Source organism: Halorarum halophilum (assembly GCF_013401515.1).
GTDB classification, from domain to species: Archaea; Halobacteriota; Halobacteria; order Halobacteriales; family Haloferacaceae; genus Halorarum; species Halorarum halophilum.
This window is the reverse complement of sequence record NZ_CP058529.1, coordinates 730,884-748,129: the sequence shown is the minus strand read 5'-3', so window position 1 is coordinate 748,129 and position 17,246 is coordinate 730,884. Positions and strand designations below refer to the sequence as shown.

At 69.0% G+C, this 17,246-nt stretch carries 19 protein-coding genes; 13 read left to right on the top strand and 6 right to left on the bottom strand.

Annotated elements, in window-relative coordinates:
- Positions 1-220 precede the first annotated feature (220 nt).
- From HUG10_RS03940 to HUG10_RS03925, 4 genes are all read left to right on the top strand, one after another.
- Positions 221-1,135, top strand: coding sequence for a 3-hydroxyacyl-CoA dehydrogenase family protein (locus HUG10_RS03940; protein WP_179168321.1), 915 nt, complete (start codon positions 221-223; stop codon positions 1,133-1,135).
- Complete coding sequence (locus HUG10_RS03935; protein WP_179168320.1) at positions 1,132-1,950, top strand: enoyl-CoA hydratase/isomerase family protein; 819 nt, start codon at positions 1,132-1,134, stop codon at positions 1,948-1,950. Before HUG10_RS03940 ends, HUG10_RS03935 begins: the two co-directional genes overlap by 4 nt.
- A gap of 107 nt (positions 1,951-2,057) precedes the next feature.
- A complete protein-coding gene (locus tag HUG10_RS03930; RefSeq protein WP_179168319.1) occupies positions 2,058-2,705 on the top strand; it encodes a DUF6517 family protein in 648 nt (215 codons plus the stop codon).
- Positions 2,706-2,863: 158 nt separating this feature from the next.
- Positions 2,864-3,058, top strand: a complete 195-nt coding sequence (locus HUG10_RS03925) for a cold-shock protein (protein ID WP_179168318.1) — start codon at positions 2,864-2,866, stop codon at positions 3,056-3,058.
- Here HUG10_RS03925 and HUG10_RS03920 read toward each other — a convergent pair.
- Positions 3,055-3,411, bottom strand: coding sequence for a hypothetical protein (locus HUG10_RS03920; RefSeq protein WP_179168317.1), 357 nt, complete (start codon positions 3,409-3,411; stop codon positions 3,055-3,057). The genes HUG10_RS03925 and HUG10_RS03920 overlap by 4 nt on opposite strands.
- A 204-nt stretch (positions 3,412-3,615) precedes the next feature.
- Here HUG10_RS03920 and HUG10_RS03915 point away from each other — a divergent pair, with 204 nt between their 5' ends.
- The 3 genes from HUG10_RS03915 to HUG10_RS03905 all read left to right on the top strand — a co-directional run bounded on the left by HUG10_RS03915 (position 3,616) and on the right by HUG10_RS03905 (position 5,182).
- Positions 3,616-4,077, top strand: coding sequence for a MaoC/PaaZ C-terminal domain-containing protein (locus HUG10_RS03915; protein WP_179168316.1), 462 nt, complete (start codon positions 3,616-3,618; stop codon positions 4,075-4,077).
- A 66-nt stretch (positions 4,078-4,143) separates the two neighbouring features.
- Positions 4,144-4,713, top strand: coding sequence for a TM2 domain-containing protein (locus HUG10_RS03910; protein ID WP_179168315.1), 570 nt, complete (start codon positions 4,144-4,146; stop codon positions 4,711-4,713).
- A 1-nt stretch (position 4,714) separates the two neighbouring features.
- Positions 4,715-5,182, top strand: coding sequence for a DUF2085 domain-containing protein (locus tag HUG10_RS03905; protein WP_179168314.1), 468 nt, complete (start codon positions 4,715-4,717; stop codon positions 5,180-5,182).
- Positions 5,183-5,227: 45 nt separating this feature from the next.
- Here the strand turns inward: HUG10_RS03905 and HUG10_RS03900 are convergent, their stop codons facing one another.
- Complete coding sequence (locus HUG10_RS03900) at positions 5,228-5,872, bottom strand: helix-turn-helix domain-containing protein (protein WP_179168313.1); 645 nt, start codon at positions 5,870-5,872, stop codon at positions 5,228-5,230.
- Between the two features lie 83 nt (positions 5,873-5,955).
- On the opposite strand from HUG10_RS03900, the gene HUG10_RS03895 reads away from it, so the two are divergent.
- Genes HUG10_RS03895 through paaE form a run of 5 tightly spaced genes read left to right on the top strand, consistent with a single transcriptional unit; the run spans position 5,956 to position 8,645 of the window.
- Positions 5,956-6,897, top strand: a complete 942-nt coding sequence (locus HUG10_RS03895) for a Phenylacetic acid catabolic protein (RefSeq protein ID WP_179168312.1) — start codon at positions 5,956-5,958, stop codon at positions 6,895-6,897.
- Entirely contained in the window at positions 6,894-7,232 is a 339-nt protein-coding gene (paaB, locus tag HUG10_RS03890; RefSeq protein WP_179168311.1) for a 1,2-phenylacetyl-CoA epoxidase subunit PaaB, read from the top strand. The genes HUG10_RS03895 and paaB overlap by 4 nt, the downstream gene beginning before the upstream one ends.
- Positions 7,232-8,053 (top strand): 1,2-phenylacetyl-CoA epoxidase subunit PaaC, encoded by an 822-nt coding sequence (paaC, locus tag HUG10_RS03885; protein ID WP_179168310.1) that lies wholly within the window; start codon positions 7,232-7,234, stop codon positions 8,051-8,053. Before paaB ends, paaC begins: the two co-directional genes overlap by 1 nt.
- A complete protein-coding gene (gene paaD / locus HUG10_RS03880; RefSeq protein WP_179168309.1) occupies positions 8,054-8,470 on the top strand; it encodes a 1,2-phenylacetyl-CoA epoxidase subunit PaaD in 417 nt (138 codons plus the stop codon). It begins immediately after the preceding gene.
- A gap of 4 nt (positions 8,471-8,474) precedes the next feature.
- A complete protein-coding gene (gene paaE, locus HUG10_RS03875) occupies positions 8,475-8,645 on the top strand; it encodes a 1,2-phenylacetyl-CoA epoxidase subunit PaaE (protein WP_179168308.1) in 171 nt (56 codons plus the stop codon).
- A gap of 316 nt (positions 8,646-8,961) precedes the next feature.
- Here paaE and thrS read toward each other — a convergent pair whose 3' ends face one another.
- Entirely contained in the window at positions 8,962-10,890 is a 1,929-nt protein-coding gene (gene thrS, locus HUG10_RS03870; RefSeq protein ID WP_179168307.1) for a threonine--tRNA ligase, read from the bottom strand.
- 153 nt (positions 10,891-11,043) lie between these two features.
- Here thrS and HUG10_RS03865 point away from each other — a divergent pair, with 153 nt between their 5' ends.
- The gene (locus tag HUG10_RS03865) at positions 11,044-12,300 is read left to right on the top strand and encodes a Zn-dependent hydrolase (protein ID WP_179168306.1); all 1,257 of its coding nucleotides are present in this window, start codon (positions 11,044-11,046) and stop codon (positions 12,298-12,300) included.
- Between the two features lie 315 nt (positions 12,301-12,615).
- Here the strand turns inward: HUG10_RS03865 and HUG10_RS03860 are convergent, their stop codons facing one another.
- The 3 genes from HUG10_RS03860 to HUG10_RS03850 all read right to left on the bottom strand — a co-directional run bounded on the left by HUG10_RS03860 (position 12,616) and on the right by HUG10_RS03850 (position 16,907).
- Positions 12,616-13,455 (bottom strand): ZIP family metal transporter, encoded by an 840-nt coding sequence (locus HUG10_RS03860; RefSeq protein ID WP_179168305.1) that lies wholly within the window; start codon positions 13,453-13,455, stop codon positions 12,616-12,618.
- Between the two features lie 119 nt (positions 13,456-13,574).
- Positions 13,575-15,314 carry a tRNA uridine(34) 5-carboxymethylaminomethyl modification radical SAM/GNAT enzyme Elp3 gene (locus HUG10_RS03855; protein ID WP_179168304.1) on the bottom strand — a complete coding sequence of 580 codons (1,740 nt, stop codon included), beginning with the start codon at positions 15,312-15,314 and terminating at the stop codon, positions 13,575-13,577.
- Positions 15,315-15,362: 48 nt separating this feature from the next.
- Positions 15,363-16,907, bottom strand: a complete 1,545-nt coding sequence (locus tag HUG10_RS03850) for a sensor histidine kinase (RefSeq protein WP_179168303.1) — start codon at positions 16,905-16,907, stop codon at positions 15,363-15,365.
- Positions 16,908-17,246 lie beyond the last annotated feature (339 nt).

Sequence of the window (17,246 nt, the reverse complement as noted above, 5' to 3'; positions counted from 1 at the left end):
CGAACCGTCCACACGGCCTAAATACGTCGAATCCAGCGGAATAAAGGCAAATACGGCCACCCGACTCGGATAACCAACCGATATAAATCGTTCGGTGGTCGCCAACACGTCCCAACCTAACTGTATCGGTCGCTGGGGGCGCCGACCGCCGGACGCGAACTCCCCGGGCGAGCCTGGCGACACCCGGCAACTTTTGGTATGCGCCGTCGCCTTCCCTCGCATGAACGACACCGAGGCGGTCTGTGTGCTGGGGGCGGGCACGATGGGTCGCGGCATCGCCCACGCATGCGCGGTCGGGGGACACCGGGTTCGACTTCGCGACGTCAACGGGGACGTGCTGGCCGAGGCGGCCAAGGCCGTCCGTCGAACACTCGACGGCGGCGTTGAACGCGGGAAACTGTCCAGGGACGAGGCGGACGCGGCGTTCGAGCGGCTGGAGACGACGACTGACCTCGCCACAGCGGCGGCGGACGCCGACGTCGCGATCGAGGCCGTTCCGGAGGACATCGACCTGAAGCGCGACGTGCTCGCCGAGGTGGAGTCCCACCTCTCGCGGGACGCGCTCGTCGGCTCGAACACCTCGTCGCTCCCCCTGACGAGCGTCGCCGCGGCGCTCGACCGACCCGGCCGCGCCGTGGGCCTCCACTTCTTCAACCCGGTTCACGCGATGGACCTCGTCGAGGTCGTCCTCGCGGAACAGACGACGGACACGACGCGCGAACGCGCCGAGTCGTTGGTGGAGGGGCTCGGGAAGACCGCGGTCACCGTCGCCGACTCGCCGGGATTCGCCACGTCCAGGCTCGGCGCGATTCAGGGCGTGGAGGCGATCCGGATGCTCCAGGAGGGCGTCGCCGGCCCGCGCGACGTCGACGCCGGGATGGAACTCGGGTACCGGCACCCGATGGGCCCCATCGAACTCACGGACGTCGTCGGCCTCGACGTCCGTCTCGACATCCTCGAACACCTTCGCGAGGAACTGGGCGAGCGGTTCGCGCCACCTCCGCTGCTCCGGCGGAAGGTCCGCGCGGGGAAACTGGGACGGAAGACGGGCGAGGGGTTCTACGTCTGGGAGGACGGCGAGATCGCGGGCGTTTCGGGGAGTGACGATCCCGCGGCGGAGGGGGAGGGACGATGACGACACCAACCGAGGCCGCCGCAGAGGGGAACGAGTTCGTCGCCGCCGAGGTCGGCAGCCGGGGGGAGTTCGTCGCGACGGTCACGATCGACCGACCCGACGCGCGGAACGCGCTGAACGCGACGGTCCGCGAGGAGTTGACGGCCGCGTTCGAGGCCATCGCCGCGGACGACGCCGTCCGCGTCGTCGTCCTGACCGGCGGGGAGGGGTCGGGCGCGTTCGTCGCCGGCGCGGACGTCACCGAACTCCGCGAGCGTGGCCCCGAGGAACAGCGGGAGGCGAGCGCGTTCCCCCGGGTGTACGAGACGGTGGCCGAGTGCCCGAAACCCGTCGTCGCGCGCGTGAACGGCCACGCGCTCGGGGGCGGCTGCGAACTCGCGCAGGCGTGCGACGTTCGCATCGCCGGGGAGGGAGCGAAGCTCGGTCAGCCCGAGATCGGCCTCGGCATCATCCCCGGCGGCGGCGGCACCCAGCGACTCCCCCGGCTCGTCGGCGAGGGACAGGCGCTGAAGCTCGTCCTGTCGGGCGAACTCGTCGACGCGACGGACGCAGCGGAACTGGGGCTCGTCGAGGAGGCGGTCCCGGAGGCGGAACTCGACGACCGCGTCGACGACCTCGTCGGCAGCATGGCGGACAAGAGCCCGCTCGCGCTCAGGCGGGCCAAGGAGGCCGTCAGGGGCGCGGCCGAACGGCCGCTCCGGGAGGGGCTGGAGTTCGAGCGGGACCTGTTCGTCGGCCTCTTCGACAGCCACGACAAGGACGAGGGGATCGACGCGTTCCTCGAGGGGCGCGACCCCGAGTGGCGCGGCGAGTAACCGAACCAGCGCCTTCGGCGGACGTGGTGGGGGAGTCCGTCGGTGGGGGAGATCCCCGAGCGACGTGAGCCACATAACTTATGCCGGGACCCCAGGAACGCGAGCGCATGAGACGTCGTCAGCTGCTCGGCGGAACGGGACTCGCGCTCGCGACGGCGACGGCGGGCTGTCTCGGGTTCGTGACCGGGGAGGAGCCGCTCTCGTTCGCGGCGGACCCGGCCGTCGCGTCCGAGGACACCGCCGGCGAGACGGGGTACGAGACGGAGGGCCCGCAGGAGCGGACGGAGTCCCGGGAGTTCACGGTCGCCGGGCAGACCCGGCAGGTCGAGGTGACGAACCAGGTCACCACCTACGAGAAGACCGTCGAGTACCCAGCCATCGGCGAGGCGCGGCTGGGCGTGTTCGCCGTGATCTCCAGCCCGAAGGTGGAGATCGCGGGTCAGACCCTCAACCCGATGGAGGACTACTCGAACAAGCGGCTCGTCGAGCTGCTGGCGAGTCAGTACGAGGGGATCAGCGACCCGAGCCGGGTCGGCGAGCGGACCGTCGAGACGCTCGACGGGGAGCTGACGTTCGAGAAGTACGAGGCGACCGCGACCGTGCAGGGCCACGACGTCGACGTGTTCGTCCACGTCGGCCGAACCGCGCACGGCGACGACTTCGTCGTCCCGGTGGCGCTGTACCCGAAGCAGCTGGCGGACGACGAACGGCCGAACGCCGTCGCGCTGACCGAGAGCCTCGAACACCCCGCGTGAGCCTCGGCGGGCCTTCACAGTGCCCATGCCGGAGGGTGCTCGGTGCCGGCGCGACCGGCACGACACCTCGCCGACCGGCTCCCGTCCCCTGATCGCCCCGATCCGACCCATAGCTATATACGTCAGACAGCCCTTACCACGATTCGAGGTCATCGCGAATGGCGAAAGGAACGGTCGCATTCTTCAACGACACGGGCGGATACGGGTTTATCGAAAGCGAGGACGCGGACGAGGACGTCTTCTTCCATATGGAGGACGTCGGCGGTCCCGACCTCGAAGAAGGACAGGAGGTGGAGTTCGACATCGAACAGGCCGACAAGGGCCCACGAGCGACGAACCTCCAGCGCCTCTAGCCGAGGTACGAGACCCGGACCGTCAGACGTCCGGAGCAGGTGTCGAGAATCACACGTTTTTGCAGCGCGTCACGCACCGACGAGCGCCAGCGCTCGGCCCCGCGCCCGGGGAACCGGGGGACGTCGTCCGAGACGAACGCCCGCGGCTCGACGTGGATCGGTTCCGGTCCCTCGTAGGTCCCCTCGCCCCCCTCGACGTGGAGTCGAGCGCGCATCCGCGGGGAGAACGGGGGCGTCACACGAAGGACCGCGTCGCGTCGGTCGCGGTCGCTGGCCTCGACCGCTGCGACGACGTCCTCGGTCGTCACGGCGAGTGACTCGATGACCGTCGGGTCGGTCCCGGCCTCTGCCATCAGTCGGCCGTCGCTCGGTCGTGTTCGAGCGGAGCCCCGCAGTCGGGACAGGAAGCCCGGTAGGAGAGGACGCTCACGGACCGGCGACACTTGCTACAGACGAATGCGCGGCCGACCATCGGTCCGTCGTACGCCCGTCTTACTGTTAAATGTTATCACACCGCTATCGCCGCGATTTTTACCACCCCCTGCGGTCTGTCGGGTATGGCATACAGCTACGAGCCACACCACTTCGAGGACTTCGAGGAGGGCCAGACCTTCGAGAGCGTCGGCCGGACCGTCACCGAGTCGGACTTCGTGATGCACTCGGCGTTCACCGGCGACTGGACCGAGTTGCACACGAACGCCGAGTACGCCGCCGACTCCCAGTTCGGCGAGCGGGTGGCGCACGGCCCGATGACGTTCTCGCTGGCGACGGGGTTCGTCTACCGCTGCGGCTTCCTCGAGCGCACCGTGATCGCGTTCCTCGGGATGAATTACATGGACATCCCGGCGCCCGTCTACGAGGGCGACACGATCTCGCTGGACATGGAGGTCACCGAGACGAAGCCGTTCTCCTCGCGCGAGGACGCCGGACTCGTCGTCATCAACACCGAGATGACGAACGGTGACGGCGACACCGTGTTCGCGGGCGACATGAAGTTCATGATCGAGCGACGCGACTAACCCACCCGACGCGGCGGGGTCGACGGCTGCGGCAGGTATTTACGACTGGTTGATGACGGCGTTCCTATGAGTAGCGACGAGCCCTCCGACGATCCCACAGACGAGTTAGCCGGGGACGGCGACGCCGACCGCGAGCGGACGTCGTCCGGCGTCGAGGACGATCCGACCGCCTCGGGCGGCGGCAGGGAGCCGGTTCCGACAGCCGGCGCGACGACGGGACGCAAGCACTGCATCTCCTGCGGGGAGGATATCTCGGCCGACGCGGCGGTGTGCCCCGAGTGCGGGGTCAACCAGAGCCGCGTCCCGGGGAGCGCCGGCCCGGGTCGTACCGCGGACGAGAAGTACTGCACCAACTGCGGCGCCGTGATCAACCGCGAGGCCGAGATGTGTCCCGAGTGTGGAACCACGCAGACCGTCGGCATCTCGGGCGAGAAGGACAAGCTCGCGGCGGCGCTCATCGCCATCTTCCTGGGCGGACTCGGCATCCACAAGTTCTACCTGGGCGATAACAGGATGGGCGTCATCTACCTCTGCTTCTTCTGGACGGGCATCCCGGCGCTGCTGGGGCTCATCGAGGGGATCATCTACCTCACCAAGACCGACGAGGAGTTCCAGTGGCGGTACGTGACGGACTGAGATGGGCCGTGCGTGGACGGGCCGTCTCCGCGAGGTCCGACGGGGGCTTCGCGCCGCGGCGCCGTTCCTCCTCTCGCACCACCTTCCCGGGGAGCGCGATCGCTGTCACACGGTGGACGTCGCCGGCAACGAACTCCACCTCTGTGCGCGCTGTACGGGGATCTATCCCGGAATCGCCGCGGCGTTGATCGTGGTATCGAACGGCATCGCCGTTCCCCTCGCCGCCGTCGCGGCCCTCCCCGCACCCGCACTCCTCGAGTGGCTCTCGACGGGTCGCGGCGACCGCCCGGGACGGAACGACGTCAGGACGCTCACCGGTCTCGCCCTCGGCCTCGGCTACGGGTTTGGTCTCGTCCGTCTTCTCACAGATCAGAACCGATTCGGCGTCGTCGCAGTCGGCGTCGCGTACGCGACGCTCGCCGGTGTACTTCTCTACGGGAGCGGTAACCGGGATGCGGACACGAACTGAGACGCGGATTCGGACGACCGAGTGCTCACCTCCCGAGGATCTGCCTCACAGTTCCTCCCCGAGCACCTGCGCGAACAGCGTTGCTTGCCCCCGGCGCAACCGTTCGAGGAACGCCGACTTGCTGATGTCGAGGTGGTCGGCCACCTGCTGGGCGGTCGCACCCTTCGGAACCGAGAAGTAGCCGGCCGCCATCGCCGCCCGCAGCGCCGCCTCCTGGGCGGGCGTCACGTCCCACCGGCCGGCCGCGTCCCCGGACTGCGGGCCGAGCGGGTACACCCGTTCGAGCGTGACGCCGACGGCCTCCCCCGCCGCCTCCATCACGCCGCGGAGGACCTCGCGCCCGACGACGGCGCCCTCGAACCTGCCCTCCCCCTCGGCGTACGTCAGCGACTCGGCCATGAACCCCGCGTCGATGAGGTCGTGGACGACGCAGGCGTGCATCGACAGGCACCGGTACCGGTCCCGGCCGTCGCCCCTGGACCGGTGGAGGTACCGGACGTGCTCGTCCGCGTCGAGTGCCCCAGCGAGGTCCTCGCCGCGGGGCGCGGAGAACCGGAGGAGGGCGTTGCCGTCGCGGCGCAGGAGCGGCGGTTCGGCCTCGACCCGCGTTCCGGTCGCACGCGTCGCGGCCGCGAGCGGGCAGTCGTCCCCGGTGACGCGGACCTCGACGACCAGGCACTCGTCGATCACGGTCGGTTTCACTTCACGAATATATTTAAAACCAGTCTATAGGCGGGCGAACCGATACGGGCGGTGGAATGTAACGATTCAACATGGACATTGAGGAGGTCAAACGGCGGGCGAGTCCCCGCGAGTTCGGCCCGGGCGACGACATGCCGGAGGAGTACCGGCGGGCGGCAACCCGGATGATCCAGTTCCACGCGAACAGCGAGGTGATGGGCGGCTACCTCGACAAGCAGTTCACGCGACACGCGCCGTCGCTGGACCGGAAGCTCGCCTGCACCGCCAAGGTGCAGGACGAGATCGGTCACGCACAACTGCTGTACCGGGCGGCCGAGACCCTCGGCGTGAAGACGCGCGAGGAGATGCTGGAGGAGCTCCGGACGGGCGAGGGGAAGTTCCTCAACTGCTTCCACTACCCGGTCGACTCCTGGTACGAGGCGCCGATGATCGACTTCTTCGTCGACGGCGGCGCGATGCGCCGGCAGGCGACGCTGAAGAACACCTCGTGGACACCCTACGCCCACGCGATGGACAAGGTCTGCTTCGAGGAGGGATTCCACGTCAAGCACGGCGAGTCGATCCTCCGCGAATTGATGCGGGGGTCGAAGGCGACACAGGAGCGGGTCCAGGAGACGTTCGACGAGTGGTGGCCGCGCATCCTCCAGTTCTTCGGGCCGACGAACGACCAGTCCACGCACAACGACTTCGCACAGGACGTCGGTCTGAAGACGACGACGAACGACGACCTCCGCAACTCGTTCCTCAACATGTACATCCCGAAGGCCGAGAAGTACGGCCTCGAGATCCCCGACCACCCGCGGCTCTTCGAGCGCGACGACGGGACGATGGCGGTGCGCGAGGACGACCTCGACTGGGACGAGTTCTGGACCATCGCGAAGAACGACTACGAGGGCAGCCACGAGCAGATCGGCTCCCGCCGACGGCGGCAGGACGCGGTCGACTGGGTCCGCCAGTCGATGGACGCGTGGGAGTCCAGCGCGGGCGCCACGGCGGGGGTGGCCGAGCCGTGATCTTCGAGGTGTTCCGCCAGGAGAAGCCCGGCGACTACCACCGCCACGTCGGCAACGTCCACGCCCCGGACCGCGAGATGGCGAAGCTGTTCGCGAGCATCCAGCACGGCCGCCGGATGCAGACGAACTCCCTCTGGGTCGTTCCACAGCCGGAGATCGGCGAGGTCGACGTCGACGACGTGCGGTTCGGCGGGGCGACCGACAAGGCGTACCGCTGGGCGATGACGTACAACGACATCGACGCCTCGTTCGCGCGGGAAGTCGAGGACAGCGAGGCCGAACAGCGCGAGGCGGCGCGCAAGCGCCGCGAGGCCATGCGGGAGGGCGACGACTGATGGCCGCCGACCTCGACCGCGGCGACCTCACGACTGAAGGGCAACTCGCGCTGGAGGAGCTCCTCTTCCGGCTCGCGGACGACGAGTTCGTCCACGCCGAGCGGCTCACGGAGTGGCAGATCTACTCGCCGACCGTCGAGTCCGACCTGGCGCTCGCGAACGTGGCCCAGGACGAGTTCGGTCACGCCCGCCTCTGGTACGACCTCCTCCAGGAACTCGGCTACACCGAGGCCGAGTGCATCTGGGAGCGCCCGCCCGGGGAGTGGACCCACAGTACGCTCGTCGAGCGTCCGTTCGCCGACGACGGCTGGGACGACGCGGTCGTTCGGACCTACCTCTACGACGTCGCCGAGCGACTCCGGCTCGAAGCGCTCGTGGACACGAGGTACGCCCCCCTCGCGGACCGCGTCGGCAAGGCGCTCGCGGAGGAGGACTACCACCGTGAACACGCGGAGAGCTGGCTCGAACGGCTCGTGGTGGTGCCGGCCTCCCGGGAACGCGTCCAGGGGGCCGTCGAGGACCTGTTCCCCCACGCGCTCTCGCTGTTCGCCTCCGGACGACACGAGGACGGGATACTGGAACACGGCTTCCGCACCGAGACGCTCCCCGACCTCCGGGCGGAGTGGCTCGAGCAGGTCGTTCCGTTCCTGGAGTCGCTGGGCCTCGACGTACCGGAACCGGACGACGCGGAGCGCCCCGACGCCCGCGGCCGCGACGGGAGCCACACGGACGCCTGGTACGACCTGTACGACGAGTTCACCCACACGTACCGCGAGGTCGAGTTCGAGTCGCCCGCCCGCCTGCGGGGCGAGGAGGCGTAGATGCCCGTGAACGCTCCGACGGATTCGGATGCCTGCGCGTACACGGACTACCCGTCCGGCGAGTCTCCCGAGGAGTACCCGAAGACCGGTGACGGCGCGACGGGCGTCGAGGCGGACGTGTGGGCCGCCCTCGCGGAGGTCGAGGACCCGGAGATGCCCGTGAGCGTCGTCGACCTCGGGCTCGTGTACGGCGTCGAGGTGGACGAGGAGACGGACCACTGCGTCGTCGAACTGACGCTCACCTACTCGGGCTGTCCGGCGCGGGACATGCTCATGAACGACGTTCGATGTGCCGCGGAGACGGCAGACGGCGTCAGGGACGCGGAGGTCTGCCTCCGCTACTCCCCGCAGTGGACCGTCGACATGGTGACCGAGCGGGGGCGGGAGAACCTCCGCGAGTTCGGCCTGAGCGTGTGATCGGATGACCCGAGACGATCCGAGCACGACGGTCGGGACGGCGGCGGGGACGACCGCCGAGTGTCCGTACTGCGGCTCCGAGAACACGGTCCGGGACCACCCGAAGGGGCCGGGGCTCTGTCGCTCGATGCACTACTGCGAGGACTGTCAGCAGCCGTTCGAGAAGTTCGGTTAGTTTTCGAATTCTTTTGCGGCTTCGGTTTTCACAGCGAAACGGCCGTCACTGATCCGACCCCGGAAGCCCCCGCGCTCTCGGCGAAGCCGGACCCGCCAAGCACCGGAGCGCGAACGAGCGGAGCGAGTGAGCGCGAGGAGCACAGGCGTGGTCCCGCGAGTCGAGAGCGCGGCCCCTTCCATTCCCACCCTCCGGATGCCGAGAGGAGTCGTCGCGTCGGGACACCCGCCCGTACTGCTGGGGTGTCGGGGGAGCGTCGGAACGGTGGACCGAGCCGTACGCGGCTGAAGAACGGGGCCGGACCGTCGCGCGTCGCTTACTCGGCGTCGACGAAGTCCGGTTCGACGCGCTTCTCGGCGCGCTCGGCTTCGAGGTGTTCGCGGAACTCGCTCGGGTCGACGTCGTTAACCTCGTTCTCGAAGCGGTCGCGTACGGAGATCGTCTCGGCCTCCTCCTCGTCGCCGCCGACGATGACCATGTACGGGACGCGGTCGTCGTGGGCCGCGCGGATCTTCCGACCGATGGTCATGTCGCGGTCCTCGACCTCGACGCGGAAGTCGTCCAGTGCGTTTTTGGTTCGGTGGGCGTAGCCGAGGTTCTCGTCCGAGATGGGGAGGATGCGGACCTGCTCGGGCGCGAGCCAGAACGGGAACTTCCCGTCGAAGTGCTCGATGAGCACCATGAAGAAGCGCTCGTAGCTGCCGTAGAGCGCGCGGTGGATCATCACGGGGCGGTGGTCCTCGTTGTCCTCGCCCGTGTAGGAGAGTTCGAACCGCTCGGGCATGTTGAAGTCCAGCTGGACCGTCGGGCCGTCCCACTTGCGGCCGAGGGCGTCCTCGAACGAGAAGTCGATCTTCGGGCCGTAAAACGCGCCGTCGCCCGGTTCGAGGTCGTAGTCCATCCCCTGCGAGTCGAGCACGTCGCGGAGCTGTGACTCGGCCTGCTCCCAGATCTCGTCGCTGCCGACGGACTTCTCGGGCCGCGTCGCGAGGGCGACGTGCGCCGAGAGGTCGAACGTCTCGAACACCGTCAGGATGTTCTCGATGATGAGGTTGATCTCGGCCTCGATCTGGTCGGGGCGGACGAACAGGTGCCCGTCGTCGATCGTGAACGCCCACACCCGAGAGAGCCCCGAGAGCTCGCCGCGCTGTTCCTTGCGGTACACCTTCCCGTCCTCGAAGTAGCGGACGGGGAGGTCCCGGTAGCTCCACGAGTGGTCGTCGAAGATGGTCGCGTGGCCCGGGCAGTTCATCGGCTTCAGCCCGTACTCCTCGTCGTTCACGTCGAGGAGGAACATGTCGTCGACGTAGTTGTCGTAGTGGCCCGATTTCTTCCAGAGCTCCGTCCGGAACAGGTGGGGCGTCTCGACGGGGTCGTATCCCGCCTCCAGGTTGAGCGACTTGGCGTAGTCGGCCAGTTCGTCGAGGATCCGCTTGCCGTTCGGGTGGTAGAGCGGCAGCCCCGGCCCCGTCGTCTCGTCGATGGAGAAGAGCTCCATCTCCTGACCGATCTTCCGGTGGTCGCGCTCGGCCGCCTCCTCGCGCAGTTCGAGGAACTCCGTCAGCTCAGCTTCGGACTCGAACGCCGTCCCGTACACGCGCGTCAACTGGTCGTTGTCCTCGTCCCCTCGCCAGTAGGCCGAGGAGATGCTCATCAGCTTCACCGCGCCGATCTCTCCCGTGGACTCGACGTGCGGGCCCTTGCAGAGGTCGCGCCAGTCGTCCTGCTCGTAGAAGGAGACGGGGTCCTCGCCGGCTGCCTCCTCCTCCAGGATCTCCCGCTTGAACCGGTTGTCCTCGAAGGACTCCAGCGCTTCCTCCCGGGGCACCTCCAGCCGCTCGATGGGGTAGTCCGCCTCGACGATGTCCTCCATCTCTGACTCGATCTCAGGGAAGTCGGACTCGTCGAGGTCGACGCCGGTGACGTCGTAGTAGAAGCCGTCGTCCGTCGGCGGCCCGATGGCCAGTTTCGCCCCGGGGTGGAGACGCTGGAGCGCCTGCGCGAACACGTGGGCCGCCGAGTGGCGCAGGACGTCGAGGTACTCCTCGGACTGGTCGGTGACGATCTCGAGCCGTGCGCCGTCGTGGAGCGGCGCGGCCTTGTCGACCAGTTCGCCGTCGACGACGCCGGCCACCGTGTCCTTCCCCAGGCCCGGGCCAATCTCGTAGGCCGCGTCCTCCACCGTCGCGTCCGCCGGGACGGACAGTTCCGAGCCGTCCGGCAGTATGACCGCGATGTCGCTCATACGAACTCGGAGTCGGAGGGCGCGAATAAGTCTTGTCGAACCGTGTCAGGGCGTCCCCCCGCGCTCCGACGCCGGAGCGCGTCATCCGCTGCCGAACGCGGCGTCCTCCGCCGCGGCGGAAAGGCCCAAGCACCGACCGCGGCAGTGGACTGTATGGACATTCCGGTGGACGCGGACCGGCTCCGCGCCGATATCGAGGCCAACGCCGCGTTCGGCGACGTCGACGCGGACGAGGGCCGCGGCCGCACCGTGCTCTGTGGAAGCGACGCCAACCGACGGGCCCGCGAGCGGTTCGTCGACGGACTCGAGGACGCCGGCCTCGACGTGACCATCGACGCCGTCGGCAATATCGCGGGGACGTGGACCCCGGATTCGGCCGACCCGGACGCCGACCCCGTCGCCGCGGGCAGCCACCTCGACTCCGTCCCCGAGGGCGGCATCTTCGACGGTCCGCTCGGCGCCTACGCCGCGCTGGAAGCGGTCCGGGCGATGCAGGACGCGGGCGTCGATCCGGCCCGTCCGGTCGAGGTCGTCTCGTTCACCGAGGAGGAGGGCCAGCGGTTCGCGGACGGCCTGCTCGGCTCGTCGGTGGCGGTCGGCGAGCGCTCCGCCGAGGAGGCGCTCGCCCTGACGGACGACGAGGGAACCACGCTTGAGTCGGCGCTCGACGGGATCGGCTTTCGCGGCGAGGGCGTCCTCGACGCGAGCGAGTGGGATGCATGGTACGAACTCCACGTCGAACAGGACACGACGCTGGAGCGCGCCGGCGTCCCGGTCGGCGTCGTCACGACCATCACGGGCATCACTCACTGCGAGGTCGAGATCGAGGGCGAGGCGAACCACGCGGGCGCGACGTCGATGGGCGAGCGGACGGACGCGCTCGCCGCCGCGGCCGAGTTCGTGCTCGACGTCGAGTCGGCGGCGAACGACGTGGTCGGGGCCAGCAGCGAGTCGGCGGTCGGAACCGTCGGCTCGTTGACCGTCTCCCCGAACGCGACGAACGTCGTGCCGGGCCGCGTCGAGGCGGGCGTCGACGTGCGCGACGTGGAGTACGGGTCGATGGAGACGATCGTCGCTGCGGCGCGCGACTCGCTCGACCGACTGGAGCGCGAGCGGGGCGTCGAGGCCGACCTCTCGCGACCGTTCGACCTGACCCCGACGCCGATGAGCGACCGCCTCCGCGCGGCCGCACACGACGCCGGGGAGGCCGCGGGGATCGACACGGTGGACCTCCACTCCGGCGCCGCCCACGACACGATGTACGTCGCGGACGTGACCGACGCCGCGTTGCTGTTCGCCCCCTCGCGCGGCGGGATCAGCCACAACTCCCGCGAGTGGACGGACTGGGACGACTGCGCCGCCGCGACCCGGGTGATGGCCGGCGCGATGGCCGACGTGGCGACCGAGTAGCGAGGATAGGGACTGCGGTGGCGCGTGCCGCTCGCGCTCCGTCGCGAGCGGACGCGCGCGAGGGATGAGCACCACAGCGCGACCGAAGGGAGCGCGAGGGGCGCAATCGGCTGGGGAGGCTCACGCGAGCGACCAACGGGAGCGAGCGTGAGTTCCGAGGAGCTGTGCTCCGAGGTAAGTGTGGCGTCCATCACGCTCGGGAGTGGTAGCCGACCGCTTCAGCAACCGCACTCGCACGGATAGTGGTCGAACACGTCAGCACCTGCCCCCGTACGGAAGCGACACTGATTCGACAGCGACGACGGTCGGGAGAGTTCAGGCGGCCAACGCGACGTCCAGATACAGCATCACCACGACGCCGGCCATCGTCCCGAGCGTCGCCAGCCGCTCGTGTCCCCGGGCGTGCGTCTCGGGGAGGATCTCGTCGGAGATGACGAACAGCATCCCGCCGGCGGCAAAGCCCATCGCGTAGGGGAGGATCGGCGCGGCGAACGACACCGCGACGGCGCCGATCATGACCAGGGGGATCTCGACGAGCCCCGATCGGATGCCCGTGAGCACGGCGTACGTCTTGCGGTCGAATCCCGCGTTGATGGCGGCGACCGACACGGCCAGTCCCTCGGGGATGTTCTGGATGCCGATGGCGAGCATCAGCGCGAGGGCGTTCGAGATGTCGCCCGAGCCGAACCCGACGCCGACCGCGAGCCCCTCGGGCATGTTGTGGATGGTGATCGCGACGATGAAGAGGATGACCGAGGCGACGCCCGACTCCGTGACGGTCTGGTCGGTCCGCCGCCGGCCGGTGATGAGGACGTGGACGTGGGGGACCCAGTGGTCGGCCTGGTCGAGGAGGACGACGCCGAGCACGAGGCCGACGAGCACGGGGACCGGGTTGAGTAGCCCCGTCGCGGGGACGCCGGGGACGATGACCTCGGTCGCCTCGATGCCGGGGACGATGAGGCTCGTGAACGACGCCGCGAGCATCACCCCCGCGGCGAACCCCAGCGCGCCGTCGAGCGCGCGCTCGGTGGGGTTCCGGTAGACGAGCACCAGCGAGGCGCCGAGGAGGTTCATCCCGGCGATGACGAGGCCGCCGACGAGCGCCTGGACGAGCGGGTTCGTCCCGACGAGATCGACGAACAGCTGGTCGGCCATACCGGGGTCATGTGGTGGGACCTTTCAAAGATACCGTTCCGCGGAGCGTCATCCGGCTGTGCCTCCGGCCGTACGCCGAGCACCCGAGCTTCGGTGGCCGATTCCGTCGGTCGGTCGAGCTACAGCCGCCGGCTGACGAACGGCCCGTCCTGGTGGTAGCCCAGCTTCTCCCGGTAGTAGCCGCGGACCCCGAGCCCGGAGATAATCGAGAGCTTCTCGAACCCCGCGTCGGCGGCGATGTCCTCCGCCTCGCGGACGAGCCGCCGGCCGTACCCCCGGTGCTGCCAGTCGCCGTCGGCTTCAGCACCGTCGCTCGGGTCGTCGTCGAACGTCGCCGGCGAGCCGTACACGTGGAGTTCCCGCACGAGCGCGGCGTCGGCGAGTTCGCGTCGGACCGGGTCGTCGTCCGCGTCGGGGCCGGCGCCGGGGGCAGCGTGCGAGTAGGAGGGGAAGCGCAGGCGACAGAAGCCGACGAGGAGGTCCCGTTCTGCGTCCTCGAAGGAGACGAAGTGCTCGACGCCGCCGCCGGACTCGTACCGCAGCACGTCGAGTTCCACGTCGTCGGGGTCCGGATCGGCCTCGTTGTGGCCCACCTCGCGGGCCCTGATGTCGCGGAGTTCGTACCCCTTCTCCTCGGCCCGCTGCTCGGCGAGCTGGCGGAGGTTGGACTTCCAGACCCCCGCGTCGATGAAGTCGGCCGGGATGTCGCGCTGGACGCGCTGGAGCCGGCAGTACTTGGGGATCTCGTTCATCGCGTCGGCGACGATGTCGGCGGCCGACTCGTTGTCGAGCGGCTCGAAGTCGTCACGGCGCCACTGGTCGTAGACGCGCGTGCCGCGGACGACGAGCGTCGGGTAGATCTTCAGGTAGTCGGGCCGCCAGTCGGGGTTGGCGAACAGCTCCCGGAAATCCTCCCGGCACATCTCGGCTGTCATGCCGGGCTGGCCGGGCATCATGTGGAAGCCGACCTTGAACGCGGCGTCGCGCAGCCGGCGGTTCGCGTCCACCGACGCCTGGCTGCCGTGGCCGCGGTGCATCTCGCGGTTCACACGCTCGTAGGTCGTCTGGACGCCGACCTCCACCTTCGTCCCGCCGAGTCTGAGCATCCGATCGACCTGTTCGGGGTCACACCAGTCCGGCTTCGTCTCGAACGTGATGCCGATGCAGCGCACGTCCGCGGACTCGTTTCGCGCCTTCACGTCCTCCAGGTACTCGAAGTCGTAGGCGCCGGGCTCCTGGGCGAACGAGCGCCCCTCGGCGGGGTTCGGTTCCGAATCGACGTCGTACTCGTTCATCGCCTGGAGCGCGCGCTTCACGAACCACTCCTGGTAGTCGTGCGACCGCGCGGTCATCGTCCCGCCCATCAGGATGAGCTCCGCCTTGTCGACGGGGTGGCCGATGTGTCGGAGCTGTTCGAGCCGGAGGGTGACCTGCCCGTACGGGTCGTAGTCGTTCTGCTTCCCGCGTGCGGCGGCCGGCTCGTGGCCGGTGTAGCTCTGGCTGCTCGAGAACTCCGAGGCCGGCCCACCGGGACAGTAGAGGCACTTCCCGTGCGGGCACATGTGCGGCGAGGTCATGATCGCGATCGGCGAGACGCCTGAAGCCGTCCGGACGGGCTTTCGCCGGACGACCTCCTGCACCTCGTCGCGCCGGTCGTCCGGGGCGTACCGGAGGACGTCCGAGTTCTTCGGTACCTTCGGCGCGGAGAACTCCGAGCAGGCCTCCAGCTTGGCGGATTCGAGCCCCTCGCGGTCGAGGTCGCCGTCGAGGATGCGGCCCACGAGCGCCTCACAGACCCGCTGGAACGCTTCCGGGTCCTCCGGCTCCTCCTCGGGTTCCTGGGACGTGGCGCCGCTCATCGCCGGTGAATCCGCGCGTTTCTCGGGTAAGGGTTTCGTTCCGCCGGGTCAGTCCGCCCGGCCGCCCCCGACCACGTCGACGCCGCGGAACTCGAAGCGCGCGCCGCCGTCCTCGCCCTCGTGCGCCTCGACCGTCCAGCCGTGCGCCTCCGCGGCGCGCTCGACGATGGCGAGGCCGAGTCCCGTCCCGCCTGGGATCGAGGTGTAGCCGGTCTCGAACACGTCGGTACGTTCGTCGCCCGGGATCCCCGGCCCGTCGTCGGCGACGTAGAAGCCCTCGCCGTTCGCGAGCGGTCCGATCGTCACCGTCGGATGCGGGGCGGCGTGGTCCGCGGCGTTTCGGACCAGGTTCTCGAGCACCTGTCTGAACCGGGCTGGGTCCGCCCGGACCGTCGTCGTCCCCGTGACCTCGAGGGTCCCGTCGGGCGAGACGGTCGCCCAGGCCTGCTCCGCGGCCGTGCGTAGGTCGACGGGGGCCGCGTCAGTCACCCGGCGGCCGTTTCGGGCCAGCGCGAGCAGGTCCTCGATGAGCGCGGCCATCCGGTCGTGGGCGGTCGCGATCCGATCGATCCGCTCGTCGTCCACGTCCTCCGAGAGGAGTTCGAGGAAGCCGGTCGCGGTGTTGAGCGGGTTCCGGAGGTCGTGGCTGACGATGGCGGCGAACTCCTCCAGGCGCTCGTTCTGCCGGCGGAGGTCGCGCTCGCGCTCGTGGCGTCGAGTGACGTCGCGGGCGACGAGTACGGCCGCAGGTCGCCCGCCGACGTTCGGGAGCGGCGCGACCCGTCCCTCGAAGTGTGCCCGGTCGTCCGTCCCCCCCGTCGAGTACTCGACGCGCTGGACGTCGCCGGTTCCGATCGCGGCGCGGATCGCCGAGACGATCCTGTCGGCCTCACGCTCGTCGTGGACGTCGCCGACGCTCCGCCCGACGAGTTCCTCCTGGGGGCGCAACTCGATCGTCCTGATCCCCAGCAGCACGTCGAGGAACGTGCCGTCCTCGTCGAGGATGAACGCGGAGTCGGGGAAGGCGTGGGAGAGCGCCTCCAGGAGCTCCTCCTCAGAGACGTCCGGTCTCACCTCCGCGGTGGCCGCCCGCCGAAGCGTCCCGCCCTCCACGTCGCCGAGGGCCACCTCGGCGTGCCCGGAGAGCATCGAGAGCGCGGCGTGCACCTCCGAGCCGAACCCGTCGGGGTCCGCAGAGAGCAGCAGCACCGCGCCGTCGCCGTTCAGGGGGGTGACGCAGTACTCGGTCGCCTCGCCGAAGGCGTCCCCGGTGATTCCCCCACAGTGGGTGCCGCCCTCGTCGACGACCGCCGCGATGGGGGAGTCCCCGCCAGGGAGGAACTCCGGAACGACGACGGAGTCCCCGTTCGAATCGCGCACCAGCGCCCGGTAGCGGTCCCCCTCGCGGTGATAAATGCCGACCGCGTCGACGGCCAACTCCTCGGCGAGGACCCGCGCGAGCGCTTCGCGGACCGAGCGGGCCGTCCCGCAGTCCGAGAAGGCCTCTCCCCGCTCCCGGAGCGCGTCGAAATCGACCCAGTCGCTCCGGCCGGCGCGCGCGTGCTCCTCGTCGGTCGGCTCTGTGCGTTTCATACTCGTCCGTACTTCGCTATCACGTGTCGAGACGTACTCCGACAAATACTTTCCTAATGACAACTACGGGAACGGAGTAACGGTTGGCGATCCACGATGCACGCTAGCGGGGGCCTTGCGTAGACGCCGAGTAATAGCACGTTCCGTTCGTTAACGACGTTACGAATCAGCCGTGGATTACCCTGCGTAGCTACCGTGATTTCTACATCCCGTTGTCACAGTTGCTGGACTTTGCAGCATTGATAACCAAAGAATGTGTATGTAGCAGGACTTCCCCAGTTTCTCGAGCTATCCCTGGAAACCGAACTGTAACGCGGTATACGAACCTTCAGGTGGAAA

Bases quoted from the DNA above. Each gene is read 5' to 3' on its own strand.
- HUG10_RS03905 (WP_179168314.1), top strand. From the start codon at position 4,715: ATGGGCCGTGCGTGGACGGGCCGTCTCCGCGAGGTCCGACGGGGGCTT.
- HUG10_RS03920 (WP_179168317.1), bottom strand. From the start codon at position 3,411: ATGGCAGAGGCCGGGACCGACCCGACGGTCATCGAGTCACTCGCCGTG.
- HUG10_RS03915 (WP_179168316.1), top strand. From the start codon at position 3,616: ATGGCATACAGCTACGAGCCACACCACTTCGAGGACTTCGAGGAGGGC.
- HUG10_RS03940 (WP_179168321.1), top strand. From the start codon at position 221: ATGAACGACACCGAGGCGGTCTGTGTGCTGGGGGCGGGCACGATGGGT.
- HUG10_RS03935 (WP_179168320.1), top strand. From the start codon at position 1,132: ATGACGACACCAACCGAGGCCGCCGCAGAGGGGAACGAGTTCGTCGCC.
- paaE (WP_179168308.1), top strand. From the start codon at position 8,475: ATGACCCGAGACGATCCGAGCACGACGGTCGGGACGGCGGCGGGGACG.
- HUG10_RS03925 (WP_179168318.1), top strand. From the start codon at position 2,864: ATGGCGAAAGGAACGGTCGCATTCTTCAACGACACGGGCGGATACGGG.
- paaC (WP_179168310.1), top strand. From the start codon at position 7,232: ATGGCCGCCGACCTCGACCGCGGCGACCTCACGACTGAAGGGCAACTC.
- paaD (WP_179168309.1), top strand. From the start codon at position 8,054: ATGCCCGTGAACGCTCCGACGGATTCGGATGCCTGCGCGTACACGGAC.
- thrS (WP_179168307.1), bottom strand. From the start codon at position 10,890: ATGAGCGACATCGCGGTCATACTGCCGGACGGCTCGGAACTGTCCGTC.
- HUG10_RS03865 (WP_179168306.1), top strand. From the start codon at position 11,044: ATGGACATTCCGGTGGACGCGGACCGGCTCCGCGCCGATATCGAGGCC.
- HUG10_RS03910 (WP_179168315.1), top strand. From the start codon at position 4,144: ATGAGTAGCGACGAGCCCTCCGACGATCCCACAGACGAGTTAGCCGGG.
- HUG10_RS03860 (WP_179168305.1), bottom strand. From the start codon at position 13,455: ATGGCCGACCAGCTGTTCGTCGATCTCGTCGGGACGAACCCGCTCGTC.
- HUG10_RS03930 (WP_179168319.1), top strand. From the start codon at position 2,058: ATGAGACGTCGTCAGCTGCTCGGCGGAACGGGACTCGCGCTCGCGACG.
- HUG10_RS03855 (WP_179168304.1), bottom strand. From the start codon at position 15,314: ATGAGCGGCGCCACGTCCCAGGAACCCGAGGAGGAGCCGGAGGACCCG.
- HUG10_RS03850 (WP_179168303.1), bottom strand. From the start codon at position 16,907: ATGAAACGCACAGAGCCGACCGACGAGGAGCACGCGCGCGCCGGCCGG.
- HUG10_RS03895 (WP_179168312.1), top strand. From the start codon at position 5,956: ATGGACATTGAGGAGGTCAAACGGCGGGCGAGTCCCCGCGAGTTCGGC.